Annotated in this window: 12 protein-coding genes and 1 pseudogene; 10 read left to right on the top strand and 3 right to left on the bottom strand. The window is 74.0% G+C overall.

Annotated elements, in window-relative coordinates; all coding sequences use genetic code 11:
* Nucleotides 1-27: 27 nt before the first annotated feature.
* Nucleotides 28-969 (bottom strand): AEC family transporter, encoded by a 942-nt coding sequence (locus IEZ12_RS27065; RefSeq protein ID WP_229848095.1) that lies wholly within the window; start codon nucleotides 967-969, stop codon nucleotides 28-30.
* A 721-nt stretch (nucleotides 970-1,690) separates the two neighbouring features.
* Here IEZ12_RS27065 and IEZ12_RS27060 point away from each other — a divergent pair.
* Together IEZ12_RS27060 and IEZ12_RS27055 are read left to right on the top strand one after the other, a co-directional pair.
* The gene (locus tag IEZ12_RS27060) at nucleotides 1,691-2,443 is read left to right on the top strand and encodes a lytic transglycosylase domain-containing protein (protein ID WP_189275534.1); all 753 of its coding nucleotides are present in this window, start codon (nucleotides 1,691-1,693) and stop codon (nucleotides 2,441-2,443) included.
* A gap of 189 nt (nucleotides 2,444-2,632) precedes the next feature.
* On the top strand, nucleotides 2,633-3,292 hold the full coding sequence (locus tag IEZ12_RS27055) for a DedA family protein (RefSeq protein WP_100585174.1): 660 nt from the start codon (nucleotides 2,633-2,635) through the stop codon (nucleotides 3,290-3,292).
* 96 nt (nucleotides 3,293-3,388) lie between these two features.
* Here IEZ12_RS27055 and IEZ12_RS27050 read toward each other — a convergent pair whose 3' ends face one another.
* On the bottom strand, nucleotides 3,389-3,610 hold the full coding sequence (locus IEZ12_RS27050; protein ID WP_189275532.1) for a hypothetical protein: 222 nt from the start codon (nucleotides 3,608-3,610) through the stop codon (nucleotides 3,389-3,391).
* Between the two features lie 181 nt (nucleotides 3,611-3,791).
* Between IEZ12_RS27050 and IEZ12_RS27045 the strand changes: the two genes are divergently transcribed.
* The 6 genes and pseudogenes from IEZ12_RS27045 (at nucleotide 3,792) to IEZ12_RS27020 (ending at nucleotide 9,187) form a co-directional block, all read left to right on the top strand.
* Nucleotides 3,792-4,931, top strand: a complete 1,140-nt coding sequence (locus tag IEZ12_RS27045) for a sensor histidine kinase (RefSeq protein WP_229848093.1) — start codon at nucleotides 3,792-3,794, stop codon at nucleotides 4,929-4,931.
* Entirely contained in the window at nucleotides 4,922-5,566 is a 645-nt protein-coding gene (locus IEZ12_RS27040) for a response regulator transcription factor (RefSeq protein ID WP_189275527.1), read from the top strand. The genes IEZ12_RS27045 and IEZ12_RS27040 overlap by 10 nt, the downstream gene beginning before the upstream one ends.
* 85 nt (nucleotides 5,567-5,651) lie before the next feature.
* Nucleotides 5,652-6,248, top strand: coding sequence for a GNAT family N-acetyltransferase (locus tag IEZ12_RS27035; RefSeq protein ID WP_189275605.1), 597 nt, complete (start codon nucleotides 5,652-5,654; stop codon nucleotides 6,246-6,248).
* Between the two features lie 168 nt (nucleotides 6,249-6,416).
* Nucleotides 6,417-6,869 (top strand): annotated as a pseudogene (locus IEZ12_RS27030) (response regulator transcription factor); the annotation flags it as partial.
* A gap of 56 nt (nucleotides 6,870-6,925) precedes the next feature.
* Nucleotides 6,926-7,555, top strand: coding sequence for a hypothetical protein (locus IEZ12_RS27025; RefSeq protein WP_189275523.1), 630 nt, complete (start codon nucleotides 6,926-6,928; stop codon nucleotides 7,553-7,555).
* 192 nt (nucleotides 7,556-7,747) lie between these two features.
* Nucleotides 7,748-9,187: a GuaB1 family IMP dehydrogenase-related protein gene (locus tag IEZ12_RS27020; RefSeq protein ID WP_043908387.1), complete on the top strand. Its 1,440-nt coding sequence runs from the start codon at nucleotides 7,748-7,750 to the stop codon at nucleotides 9,185-9,187.
* A 50-nt stretch (nucleotides 9,188-9,237) separates the two neighbouring features.
* Here the strand turns inward: IEZ12_RS27020 and IEZ12_RS27015 are convergent, their stop codons facing one another.
* Entirely contained in the window at nucleotides 9,238-9,909 is a 672-nt protein-coding gene (locus IEZ12_RS27015) for a DUF5995 family protein (protein WP_229848091.1), read from the bottom strand.
* A gap of 218 nt (nucleotides 9,910-10,127) precedes the next feature.
* On the opposite strand from IEZ12_RS27015, the gene IEZ12_RS27010 reads away from it, so the two are divergent.
* Both IEZ12_RS27010 and tyrS read left to right on the top strand, forming a co-directional pair.
* Nucleotides 10,128-10,493 carry a DUF6191 domain-containing protein gene (locus IEZ12_RS27010; protein ID WP_189275521.1) on the top strand — a complete coding sequence of 122 codons (366 nt, stop codon included), beginning with the start codon at nucleotides 10,128-10,130 and terminating at the stop codon, nucleotides 10,491-10,493.
* A gap of 363 nt (nucleotides 10,494-10,856) precedes the next feature.
* On the top strand, nucleotides 10,857-12,266 hold the full coding sequence (tyrS, locus tag IEZ12_RS27005; RefSeq protein WP_229848090.1) for a tyrosine--tRNA ligase: 1,410 nt from the start codon (nucleotides 10,857-10,859) through the stop codon (nucleotides 12,264-12,266).
* Nucleotides 12,267-12,433 lie beyond the last annotated feature (167 nt).

Here is a 12,433-nt window from a genome sequence, read left to right as displayed (position 1 = left end):
GTGACCTGCCGCACAGGCGGTCGACGGTCAACGTCCGCCCAGCGCCCAGGCGATGCCCGACAGGGTGAGCATCGACAGCAGCGTGGAGATCAGCACCGAGGAGCGCGCCAGCACCGGCGCCGCCCCGTACAGCCGCGCGTACACGTACACGTTCTGCGCGGTCGGCAGCGCCGACAGCAGCACCGCCGCCAGCAGCTGCGGGCCCGGCAGGTGCAGCAGCAGCGCGCCCACCGCCAGCGCGGCCAGCGGCTGGACGGCGGTCTTCAGCAGCACCGTGACGGCCAGCTCGGCGCGGTCCGGGCGCTGCGGGGCCGCGCCGGGCGGGGTGTGCAGGGACAGGCCGAGGGTGACCAGCGCGGCGGGGACGGCCGCGCCGCCCAGCAGGTCCACCGAGTGCGCGAGCGGGCCGGGCAGCCGCCAGTGCGCCGCCGAGAACACCGCGCCCAGGCCCGCGCCGAGGATCACCGGGTTGCGCAGCGGCAGCAGCGCCAGCCGGCGCAGCCGCTCGGCCGGGCGGGCGGCACAGCCGGTGGCTGCGTCCAGCAGCGCCAGCATGACCGGGGTCACCAGCAGCACCTGGAACAGCAGCACCGGCGCGACGAAGGACGCGTCGCCGAGCACCTGCGCGGCCACCGGGATGCCGAGGTTGCCCGAGTTCACGTAGCCCGCCGCCATCACCGCCACCGTCCGCTCGGCGGACCCGCGCGGGAACAGGCGGCGGCCCGCCAGCAGGCCCAGCAGCGAGGCGACCAGCGTCCCGGCGGCGAACGCCAGCATCGAGGTGTTGGCGAACCCCGCCAGATCGGTGCGGGCCACCACCGTGAACAGGGCGGCCGGCATCGCCACGTGGAACACGAACCGGCCGAGCACCGTCTCGGCGTCCCCGCCCAGCAGCCCGGTCCGCCCGGCTGCCCAGCCGACCGCCGTCAGCACCCAGATCGGCGCGAACGCCGCGACCAACGCTTCCACCTGACCTCCCGCCGCAGTCAACCAGGCGTGCCCGAACGGTCGTTCGCCGGGGTCGGCGGGTGGCCCCGGTCACAGCCGGGCGGCGGCGGTGGGGCGGTGCGGGTGGCCCGGGCCACAGTCGGGCTGGGGCGTTCGCGGGGGTCGGCGGTGGCCCCCGTCACAGGTCGGGCGCGGCGGGTGGCGGGGCGGCTGCGGCGGGTGGCCGGGGTGAGAGCCGGGCCACAGCGGACGGCCGGTGGCCGGGGTCACAGGGCGGGCCGGGCGGATGCGGTCCGGCGGCGGGCCCGGGGTGGCCCGGAGGCCTTGGCGCGCTTGGGCGCGGGCCCAAATTCCGTGTCGCCGGGCGGGGTTGGCGCTTCCTGGGAGCGGCCTGTGAGCCTCCTCATAAGCAGCTGGGAAAGTCGGCCCCGGCGGGCCGCCAGATCCCTTGTCGCGCAAGGGAAGCAGGCTGGTCGACGGGTCCGAGGTGCCCCATTTCGGGATGTTTGCCGCCGGGTTGGGGGCTCAGGCAATGTCGTGGTTGTGCCCCGAGCCGTTCAGATGCTCACGGGGCTTCACGACGCAGCAGACCGCCACACACCAGTGCGGCGCCGCGTCCCCGGTGAGCACGAGCCGCCGGGCCGGCCGTCCCGGGCCGAGGAACCCCGCAGTACCGCGGAGTTCCGCCATGTCCAGCCCGGGTGCGGCGTGACCTGGAACACGACTCTCGGAGGTACTCGACATGCGACGCATCAAGACCAATCTCGGCCGACTGCCGCAGATCCGGATGGGCCACCACCGGATGCCCGACGCCTTCCTCGGCGTGGGCCTGGCCGGCGCCATCGCCGTCGGCGCCCTGCTGCCCATGAGCCAGGCGGTCGCCTCCCCGGCGCCTGCCAAGGCCGAGACCGCGGCGGTCGCCACCGACGGCCAGAACGCCGAGCAGCAGCCGCAGGACCAGCAGCAGCCGCAGCCCCAGCCGGAGCAGCAGCCGCAGGAGCAGCAGCAGCCCGCCGAGCAGCCCCAGCCCCAGCCCCAGCCCGAGCCGCAGCCGCAGCCCGAGCCGGCCCCCGAGCCCGCGCCTGCCCCCGCCCCGGCTCCGGCCCCGGCCCCGGAGCCCGCGCCGGCGCCCGCCAAGCCGACCTACGCGAACAACCTGGACGGCTGGATCGCCGAGGCCCGTGACGTGCTGGCCGCCGCCGGCAAGCCCGTCCCGTCCGCGAAGGCGATGCGCGCCGCGGCGATCGCCGAGTCGTCGGGCAACCCGAACGCGATCAACAACTGGGACATCAACGCCAAGAACGGCACCCCGTCGATCGGCCTGACCCAGATGATCCAGCCGACCTTCCGCGCCTACGCGCTGCCCGGTCACACCGACATCCGGAACCCCGTCGACAACCTGATCGCCAGCTCGCGCTACTGCGACGCCCGCTACGGCTCCATGGACAACATGGCCGCCGCCCGTGGCTACGGCGCCTACTGGCGGGGCTACTAAGTCGCCTCGTCCGCCGCCCGGCCCCCTGTGGAGCTCCTCCACCGGGGGCCGCGGCGTGTCCGGGGGTGCGGAAACCCGTAATCCGGCTGGGTGGGAAACCGCGTACCGCCGCTGAGCTGCGGATTCCAGGATGAGTGACGCCCCCGGGAGAACCGCCCGGGGGAGTGCCCATCTGAGGAGAACCCGGTCATGCAGCTCATTTCCCTGGCGACCGCACAGACGCCCACCGACGGCGTCGCCGGCTGGGCGGCCGGCCTGGTCGACACCCTCGGCGGACCCGGCGCCGGCCTCGCCATCGCCCTGGAGAACCTGTTCCCGCCGCTGCCCAGCGAGGTGATCCTGCCGCTCACCGGCTTCGCGGCCGGCCGCGGCACCCTCAGCCTGCTGTCCGCCCTCGGCTGGACCACCGCCGGCTCGGTGGCGGGCGCGCTCGCCCTCTACCTGCTCGGCGCGGTCTTCGGCCGCGACCGGATGCACGCGATCTGGGCCCGGCTCCCGCTCGTCAAGGTCTCCGACCTGGAGCGCACCGAAGCCTGGTTCGCCCGGCACGGCACCAAGGCCGTCCTGCTAGGCCGGATGGTGCCGATCTTCCGCAGCCTGATCTCCGTCCCCGCCGGCGTCGAACGGATGGCCCTGGCCCGCTTCACTGCCCTCACCGCCGTCGGCAGCCTCGCCTGGAACACCGTGCTGGTGATGGCCGGCTACGTCCTCGGCGACCGCTGGGACGTGGTCGAGGGCTACGTCGGCATCTTCTCCAAGACCGTCCTGGTCCTCGCCCTGATCGCCATCGCGGTCTACCTGGGCCTGCGCCTGCGCAGCCGCGACTCCCGGCACCGCCGGGCCCGCTGAACGGCCGGGCGCCGTCGGGCGACGACGGGCGGCAGGGGGTCGCTCACGGGGAGCCGCCGGTGTCCGGTCCGCTCACCGGATCCGAGACCCGGCCGTTCAGTTCCACGGCTCCCGGTCGACGTTCTCGCCCAGCAGCTTCGCCGCGGCCCTGCAGAGGTCCTCGCCGTAGAGCTGGTTGCTGCCCCAGTCGGAGCCCCACAGGTCGGTCGCGGCCTGGGCCACGGTGCGCCGGCTGTAGTCCTCGTCGCAGCGCCAGGCGCGGATCTGCGCCGCCATCTCCGGCGTCATCGTCGCCGGGTCGACAGTGTTGTGGGCCATGGCCGCTGAGCCTAGGGACGCGGCGGAGAAGGCGGCCACCGGATTTCGCGCGCCCGTCCGGGCGGCGGGCAGAGCCCGGGCACCGCCGGTGGCGGGTCCTTCTCGGCGATGCGTCAAGTCCTCGACGAACCGACGATCATGACGGACAGTAGGCTCTCGTTCCATGGGGGAGGAACCGATCGTGACGGAAACCGTTCCCGTGCCGCGCCGGGCCGTCGGCGGGTTGCTGGGGATGCTGACCGCGCCGTTCGCCGCGCTGTACCTGGTGCTGGCCGGTGCGCTGCTGGGGCCGCTGCTGCCCTGGCCGGGCACGGGGGCGTGGGCCCGGACCGCGTGGCAGGGCGGTGTCGTCCGGCTGGCCGGGGTGGAGCGGGCGCGGCGGGTGACGTGGTTCGGGGACCGGTTCCCCGAGCACTACCGGGCCGACAGCCGGAAGGTGCTGCGGTACCTGGCCCGGCGGACCGGTGTCGGGCTGGTGGCGGGCCTGGTGCTGGGCCTGATCGGGTTCGGGGCGGTGCTGGTGGTGCTGCTCGCGGCGGGGGTGCTGCGCGGCACGCTGAGCGTCGCGGATCTGCTCGGGCAGGTGCTGCTGGGCGGCGTCCTGCTGTTCCTCGCCGTGCAGGGCCTGGCCTCGCTGGCCGAGCTGGACGCGCGGCTGGCCCGGGAGTGCTTCGGCCCGTCCGAGGCCGAGCTGCTGCGCCGGCGGATCGCCGAGCTCGCCGACAGCCGGGCCGCCGTGCTGCACGCCGTGGACGCCGAGCGGCGGCGGATCGAGCGCGATCTGCACGACGGCGTCCAGCAGCGGCTGGTCGCGCTGCGGCTGCTGCTGGGCCGGGCCCGGCGCGGCGGGGACCCGCAGCGGACCGACGAGTTGCTGCGGCAGGCGCACCGGGAGGCCGCCGAGGTGCTCACGGAGCTGCGCGAGGTCGCCTGGCGGGTCTACCCGTCCGCGCTGGACACCCTGGGCCTGGACGAGGCGCTGACCGGTCTCGCCGAGCGCTGCCCGATCCCGTTGCGAGTGCGTCACCGGGTGGGCGGGACGCTGCCCGGGCCGGTGCTCACCGCCGCGTACTTCGTGGTCAGCGAGTGCGTCACCAATGCCGCCAAGCACTCCGCAGCCGGGGCGATCGAGGTCGCCGTGCAGCGGGACGGCGAGCGGCTCACCGTCCGGGTCGAGGACGACGGGCGGGGCGGCGCGGATCCGGCGGGCGGCGGCCTGTCGGGGCTGCGCGGCCGGGTCGCCGCGCTCGACGGGACCCTGAACGTCCACAGCCCCGCCGGGGGCCCCACCGTCGTCACTGCGGAGCTGCCATGCGGGTGATCGTCGCCGAGGACTCGACGCTGCTGCGGGAGGGCCTGGTCCGGCTGCTCGCCGAGGAGGGCCACCAGGTGCTGGCCGCCGTCGGCGACGCCGAGGCGCTGCTCGCCGCGGTGGACACGGAGCCGCCGGACGTGGTGGTGGTCGACATCCGGATGCCGCCCACGCACACCGACGAAGGGGTGCGGGCCGCGGTGCGGATCCGGGAGAGCCGGCCCGAGGTCGGCGTGCTGGTGCTCTCCCAGCACATCGAACGCGGGTACGCCGCCCAGCTGTTGGCGTCCGGCGCGGAGCGGGTCGGGTACCTGCTCAAGGACCGGGTGGCCGAGGTGGAGGAGTTCCTGGACGCGCTCACCCGGGTCGGCTCCGGCGGCGCGGTGATCGACCCCGAGGTGGTCCGCCGCCTGGTGGTGCGCACCGAGCACGCCGACCCGCTGGCCCGGCTCACCCCGCGCGAGCGCACCGTGCTGGAGGCGCTCGCCGAGGGCCACACCAACGCCGCGATCGCCCAGCGCCTGCACCTGTCGCTGAGCGCCGTCGAGAAGCACCTGAACACCCTGTTCGACAAGCTCGACCTGCCTCGCACGGCCGGGTACAGCCGCCGGGTGCTGGCCGTGCTGCGCTACCTCGGGGCGTGACGAGCGGCCGCGCCCGGCACCGCCGTGCGTCCGGTCGAAATCGTTTGTCGAGGAACTGGCCCGCTGTCAGGATCGAACGGTGAAAATGTCCCAGAACGCGCCTTCCGTGCGCCCCATCTCCGATGGCGACGTCCCCACTGCGGTCGACACCCTCGCCCGGGCCTTCGCCGACTACCCCTTCACGCGGCACGTGATCGCGGCGGACGGCCACGAGGAGCGGATCCGGCGCTACCAGGAGCTGTGTCTGACGCGTATCGGCATGGTGTACGGCCGGGTCTGGGTCGCCGAGGAGGGCCGCGCCGTGGCCGTCTGGGCCGTCCCCGGCCAGGACCCGTCGCCCGTCCTCGACGAGCTCGGGCCGACCCTCGGCGAACTCAGCGGCGACCGGATGGCCGCTTCGATCGCTGCGGACGAGACCATGGCCCCGTACCGGCCCCGGGAACCGGGATGGTTCCTGGAGACCGTGGCGACCGCCCCCGAAGTCCAGGGGAAGGGCCTCGGCAGCGCGGTGCTGCTTCCCGGCATCCAGGAGGCCGGGCGCGCCGGATGTCCGGCGTTCCTGGAGACCTCCAGCGAGGCGAAAGTGCGGTTCTACGAGCGCCTCGGCTTCCGGGTCACCGCCGAGGTCCGCCTCCCCGGCGACGGCCCCCGCACCTGGTGCATGCGCAGGGACCCTCGCTGAGAGCCCGATGACCCGACCGACGGGGGCGGCGCTCACCCCGACCGGGACCGGGAGACGCTCACTCGCCGCGCAGCACCTCGGCGACGGTCGGCCGAGCCGCCGAAGCCGGTGCCGGGTGCGCGCCCGGATCCCGCTGGCGGGCGCATGAGCGCGCCCTTCGCCCCTTTGCCCCGGGTGCTGATGCCGACCACCTTCGACCTCGACCGCTACGTTTACGCCGCCCCGGCCCTGGGCACCAGCGGCTTCCGGCTCAAGGACGTGACGGCCGCTCACCTGGTCGCCGCCGTCCGGTCGGTCGACCCCGGCGACGCGCTGCTCGCACCCTCCCTCACCCGCCGGCCGGTGGAACGCTTCGCCGCCGACCGGCCGTTCGGCACCGACCCCGCCGGTCCCGTCCCGGCCGTGCACCGCGACCTGGCGGCGCCGACGCCCCAGGAGTTGGAGGTCCTGACGATGCTCGGCGACGGCCTGTCCAACGGCGAACCGGCCCAACGGCTGACGCTGGGCGAGGCCACCGTGAAGACCCACGTCGCCCGGATCCTCGCCGAGCTCGCCCTCCGCGACGGGGCCCGGGCGGTGGTGCTCGCCCACGAGACCGGCCTGGTCCGGCCGGGACGGTGACCGATCCGGGACTGTCGCCCCTGGCCACGGCCCGCGTCGCGCGCGAGGATGGCGGTATGGACGCGCAGCGGTTCGCCAAGGCCCGTACCGCGCTGCACGCGGTCGCCGAGCACCTGTTGGCCGGTCCGCAGTACCGGCTCGCGGGCACCGTCCGGCTGCGCGCCTATCCCGGCGGGTTCGCCACCCGCTTCGAGCCCCGGTTGCGCGTCCGCAGTGCCCAACTGATCGCCGCCGGGCGGGCGTTGGACCTTCCGGGGGTGAGCTGTGCGGAACTCGGCGCGGCCGCCGGGATCGTCGCGGGCCGACCGGAGGGCCTGTACCGGGACGGCTCGGGCGTGGCGCTCGACCAGCCGCTGGAGCTGGACGCTGCGGGTGCGGACGCCGTCGCCGCCTGCTTCGCGCACGGCGACGCGGCGCTGCGGGCGCTGTTCGCGCAGGCCGATCCGGTGCTGTGGCCCGAGCACTTCGACCTGGCGGTGACGGTGGACGGCGTGAACTACGGCCTCTCGCCGGGCGACGACTTCCAGGCCGAGCCGTACGCGTACGTCGGCCCGCCGACGCCGCGCAGCGGCGCGTTCTGGAACGCCCCCTTCGGCGCCGCCCGCACCCTCGCCGAGCTGGGCGATCTGTCGGCGACCACGGCGTTCCTGGCCGAGGGGCGCCGCCTCGCCTCCACGATCTTGTAGCTTCCTCCAAACCGTTTGTGGAAGGACGGACCTCCGGTTGTGTCGATCTTCAGGATTCGCTCGTTAGCTGGCCCTGGATCGGGGAATCCATAAGGATTGAACGCTGGGTGCGGCGCGCCCGAGACGCGCCGCACGGCACTGCCGTACCGCGCCCCCGGTGAAACGTTCCTCCCCCAGCCAGAGAGCCTCTTCATGCGCTTCCTGAATGACCTCAAGCCCGCGTACGACCTGACGTACGACGACGTCTTCATGGTCCCCAGCCGTTCCGCAGTGGGCTCCCGGCAGGGCGTCGACCTCTCCTCCCACGACGGCACCGGCACCACCATCCCGCTGGTCGTCGCCAACATGACCGCTATCGCCGGACGCCGGATGGCCGAGACCGTCGCCCGCCGCGGCGGACTGGTCGCCATCCCGCAGGACGTCCCGATCGACGTCGTCGCCGAGGTGATCGGCTGGGTCAAGCAGCGTCACCTGGTGCACGACACCGCGCTCGCCCTCGGCCCCGGCGACACCGTCGCCGACGCCCTGGCGCTGCTGCCCAAGCGCGCGCACGGCGCGCTGGTCGTGATCGAGGGCGGAAAGCCCGTCGGCGTGGTCACCGAGGGCGACTGCCAGGGCGTGGACCGGTTCACCAGCCTGTCCGAGGTGATGTCCCGCGACCTGCTGCTGCTCGACCAGGACATCGACCCGCGCGACGCGTTCGACCGCCTCAACGAGGCGCACCGCAAGCTCGCCCCCGTGGTCGCCGCCGACGGCACCCTGGTCGGCATCCTCACCCGCAAGAACGCGCTGCGCGCCACCCTCTACACCCCTGCCGTGGACGGTGCGGGCCGGCTGCGGGTCGCCGCCACCGTCGGCATCAACGGCGACGTCGCCGGCCGGGCCAAGGCCCTGCTGGAGGCCGGCGCCGACGTGTTGGTGGTGGACACCGCGCACGGCCACCAGGAGTCGATGATCTCCGCGCTGCGCGCGGTCCGCGGGCTCGACCCGCAGGTCCCGATCGTGGCCGGCAACGTGGTCTCCGCCGCCGGTGTGCGCGACCTGGTCGAGGCCGGCGCGGACATCCTCAAGGTCGGCGTCGGCCCCGGCGCGATGTGCACCACCCGGATGATGACCGGCGTCGGCCGGCCGCAGTTCTCCGCCGTCCTGGAGTGCGCCGCGGAGGCGCGCCGGCTCGGCAAGCACGTCTGGGCCGACGGCGGCGTCCGGCACCCACGCGACGTCGCGATGGCGCTGGCCGCCGGCGCGTCCAACGTGATGGTCGGCTCCTGGTTCGCCGGCACCCTGGAATCGCCCGGCGACCTGCAGACCACCGCCGACGGCCGCCAGTACAAGGAGAGCTTCGGCATGGCCTCGGCCCGCGCCGTGCGCAACCGCACCGCCGACGACTCCGCCTACGACCGCGCCCGCAAGGCCCTCTTCGAGGAAGGCATCTCGCACTCCCGGATGTTCATCGACCCGGCCCGCCCCGGCGTCGAGGACCTGATCGACTCGATCGTGGCCGGCGTCCGCTCCTCCTGCACCTACGCCGGTGCGGCCGACCTGGAGGAGTTCCACCAGAAGGCGATCATCGGCCTGCAGAGCGCCGCCGGCTACGCCGAGGGCAAGCCGCTGCACTCCAGCTGGGCCTGACGGTCCCTGCTGCGGGCGGGCTCCCTCCGCGGGGGCCCGCCCGTTCGTCGTCAGTTGACGGAGAGCGGGGTGAGCAGCGCCCGGCCGACCATCCCGACCGACCCCGACAGCGCGTCGGCGACCAGGCGGTACGCGGGCGGCAGGCGGTGCAGCTCCCAGAGCGCCAGGACGGACGCCCAGGCGGCGTCGCGGGCCCGGTCGATGCTCCAGACGCCGAGGATGTGCAGCAGTGGGTCGCCGACGGACGGCAGCGGCAGCAGCGTCGCGCGGACCCCGGCCTCCACCTCGGCGAGCAGGCTGTTGATCCGCAGGTAGTCGGGGTGCAGCTGCTCCGGGGTGCGGCCGGTCAGCCGGCAGGTGTCGAGGACGGAGAGCGGGAGGTCGTTCTCGATGTGGGCGTTCATTCCGGCGAGCGCGAACTGCAGGGGGTGGACGTTCTCGGCGGCCCGCAGCTCGAACAGCGGCCGCCAGCAGGCCGCCGGCCGCCGCCCCGCGCGGTCGTCGTCCACGGCGGTCAGGTAGCGGGCGGCGAACACGGCATCGAGCTCCGCCATGGTGGCCGGGTCGTCGAAGTACGCGACCGCGAGATGGTCGCGGATCAGGCGGGTCACGGTCAGGTACATCGCGTTGAACACGGCGACCCCGTCCGCGACGGGCAGCTCGGCTGCGAGCTTCGCCATCCGGTCGACCACCTGGTCCACCGTCAGCACCGGTGCGGTCATATGCATCCTCCCTCGGTGACAAACCGACAAGCAGATGATGTGCCCACGATGGCAGGGGGCCGGGGGCGTGCCAAGACGAGACACGCGGAGGTGTCCCGCCCGCCGGCGCAGCGGCGGGTCCGCGCGGCGTTCGTGATCGGGGAACTCCCGGGCGGACGCGAGCCGTTGGCCGGTCGGTGCACGACTCCAGGGGGTCGTGCGGACGGGGGTGCGGGTCGGTGGTTCTGGTGTTCTCCCTCACGCTGCCGGGGTTGGCGCTGGCGTTGGTGATGTTCCTGGTCGCGTCCCGAGTGGTGGGACGGCTGGCCGGCTCGGGCCTGGTCCCGGCGCGGTACCGCAGGCGGCCGGGCGGGTTCGTCGGACTGTCCTCGACGTCCACCGTGGCCCTGGACGTCTTCACCGGCTCGGTGAACACCGGCAAGGCGGCCGAGTTGGAGGAACGCTCCGGCGAGGCGATGCGACGCGACGAGGAGGGGGATGCCGCCCCGCCCCGCTCGATCGTCGATCTGGGATCCGGCCGCGCCGTCATCGTGCTGCCGAAGCCGACACCGGATGCCGATCGCCTTACTGTCGACCGGAGTTGACGCTCCGGCTGCCGATTCTCGTCCTGGCGCGCTGATCGCTCGCGGGTGGGCGGGAGAAAAATGCAGGTGCGGGCAGGTGCGGGGATGAGGCAGGATGGGGGCTCGCGGTGGAGCCGAGGGGCTTCTGCCGCTTCCTGTTCCCCGGAGGTTTCGCGTGGTGAAGCGATATTAGTGGCGGTCCCCACCGCCCTCCGGCCTGCCTGAAGTAGCGGCGGCCGGGCCTCCGGATTCTTGGACGACCTGTGGTGAAACCTGCCTGCCTGTGCGCGGGTGCGGTGTGCGGTCGTCGTTTTTTGGTGGTGCTTTCTGTGCGGGGCGGGTGCGTCCGATCGTCCGTTGTTCCTGTACCCCGAGAGGATGGCCATGGCCGCCACCGCATTCGACCGCAGCATCGAGCTGATGAGTGAACTGATCGAGAAGGAGGACGAGCTCAGGGAGGGGCCGGCGCTCGGCCGGCTGCTGGAGGTGCTGGCGGAGCGGCAGCGCGCGGATCTCTCCGAGCTGGCCCCGGAGCGGCAGGCCGAGCTGCTCGGGGCGCGGGCGGCGGCCGTGCTGCCGGGGGACCGGCAGTTGGCCGAACTGCTCGGGCAGGGGCGGGCGTTGACGGTGAAGTACGGGATCGACCCGACAGGGGCGGAGGTGCACCTCGGGCACGCGGTGCCGATGATCCTGGCCAGCCGCCTGCAGCGGATGGGTCACCGGGTGGTGTTCCTGGTGGGGGACGTGACGGCGCGGATCGGCGACCCGTCCGGGCGCAGCGCGGAGCGGCCGCCGCTGACCGCCGAGGACGTGACGCGCAATGTCGCGACCTACCGCGAGCAGGTCGGGCCGTTCTTCGATTTCGAGCGGGCCGAATTCCGGTTCAACAGCGAGTGGTTGGGCCCGCTGACGCTGCCGGACTTCCTCGGTGTACTGTCCCGGCTGCCCGCCTCGGCGGCGCTGCAGCGGGAGGACTTCCGGACCAGGCTGGCCGAGGGCAGCGGGCTGACGCTGGCCGAGCTGGTGTACTCGGTGGTGATGGCGCTGGACTCGGTCGAGCTGGTCGCCGACATCGAACTCGGCGGCCTGGACCAGCTGTTGAACCTCCAGATGTGCCGCCGGGTGCAGACGGTGCACGGCCAGCAGCCGGAGGTGGTGCTCGCGACGGGCCTGATCGAGGGCACCGACGGCACCGGCGCCAAGATGAGCAAGTCCAAGAACAACTACGTCGGACTGTCCTTCCCCGCCGAGGAGATGTTCGGTCGACTGATGGCCTGCGCGGACCGGCTGCTCCCGGACTACCTCCGACTGCTCACCGAACTCCTGGACGAGGAGGTCGAGTTGCTGCTCGCCCAGGCCGCCGACGGCCGCCGCCATCCGATGGCGGTGAAGACCCTGCTGGCCGCCGCCGTCACCGCCACCGTGCACGGCGCCCCGGCCGCCCTCGCCGCCCGGGACGCCTTCCGGGCCCGCTTCTCGCAACGCCGCTTCTCCGACGCCGGCCCGCTGCCCGCCGTGGACGCGGCGCGGCACGGCGCGGCGACACCGGCCGAACTGCTGGTGAAGGTCAGCGGCGAGCTGCCGAGCCTCAACCAGGTCCGCCGGGTCGCCGACGCGGGCGGCCTGAAGCTGGTGGTGGAGCGCCTCGACGGCGGGCGGCACACCGTGCCGCTGTCCCGCGCCGACGCCGACGAACGCCTGCTGGTGGTGCTCGGCGCCCACGAGTTGGCGGGCGCGAGCGCGCAGCGGCGGGTGTTCCTGCGCTGCGGGCGGAAGGTGGTGGAGCTGACGTAGCGCCGGGAGCGGCGTCATCGGGCCCCCAGGGCGGGCCCGATGGCGAGGGCGGGTGGGATCAGGCTTCGTGGAACCGGGTCGGCAGGGCCGTCAGCTGCGCCTGCTCGTCGGGGGCGAGCGGCGCCGGCAGCTCGGCGTTGGCGGCTTCGGCCGGCGCGCCGCAGCGG

Source organism: Kitasatospora griseola (assembly GCF_014648555.1).
GTDB lineage: Bacteria > Actinomycetota > Actinomycetes > Streptomycetales > Streptomycetaceae > Kitasatospora > Kitasatospora griseola.
The sequence above is the reverse complement of the archived record's forward strand: the minus strand, read 5'-3'. Positions and strand labels throughout refer to the sequence as shown.

What these genes read in the sequence shown, in the direction of transcription:
- tyrS (WP_229848090.1), top strand. Translation starts at nt 10,857, where the DNA reads ATGGCCGCCACCGCATTCGACCGCAGCATCGAGCTGATGAGTGAACTG.
- IEZ12_RS27015 (WP_229848091.1), bottom strand. Translation starts at nt 9,909, where the DNA reads ATGACCGCACCGGTGCTGACGGTGGACCAGGTGGTCGACCGGATGGCG.
- IEZ12_RS27060 (WP_189275534.1), top strand. Translation starts at nt 1,691, where the DNA reads ATGCGACGCATCAAGACCAATCTCGGCCGACTGCCGCAGATCCGGATG.
- IEZ12_RS27020 (WP_043908387.1), top strand. Translation starts at nt 7,748, where the DNA reads ATGCGCTTCCTGAATGACCTCAAGCCCGCGTACGACCTGACGTACGAC.
- IEZ12_RS27040 (WP_189275527.1), top strand. Translation starts at nt 4,922, where the DNA reads ATGCGGGTGATCGTCGCCGAGGACTCGACGCTGCTGCGGGAGGGCCTG.
- IEZ12_RS27025 (WP_189275523.1), top strand. Translation starts at nt 6,926, where the DNA reads ATGGACGCGCAGCGGTTCGCCAAGGCCCGTACCGCGCTGCACGCGGTC.
- IEZ12_RS27050 (WP_189275532.1), bottom strand. Translation starts at nt 3,610, where the DNA reads ATGGCCCACAACACTGTCGACCCGGCGACGATGACGCCGGAGATGGCG.
- IEZ12_RS27035 (WP_189275605.1), top strand. Translation starts at nt 5,652, where the DNA reads ATGTCCCAGAACGCGCCTTCCGTGCGCCCCATCTCCGATGGCGACGTC.
- IEZ12_RS27055 (WP_100585174.1), top strand. Translation starts at nt 2,633, where the DNA reads ATGCAGCTCATTTCCCTGGCGACCGCACAGACGCCCACCGACGGCGTC.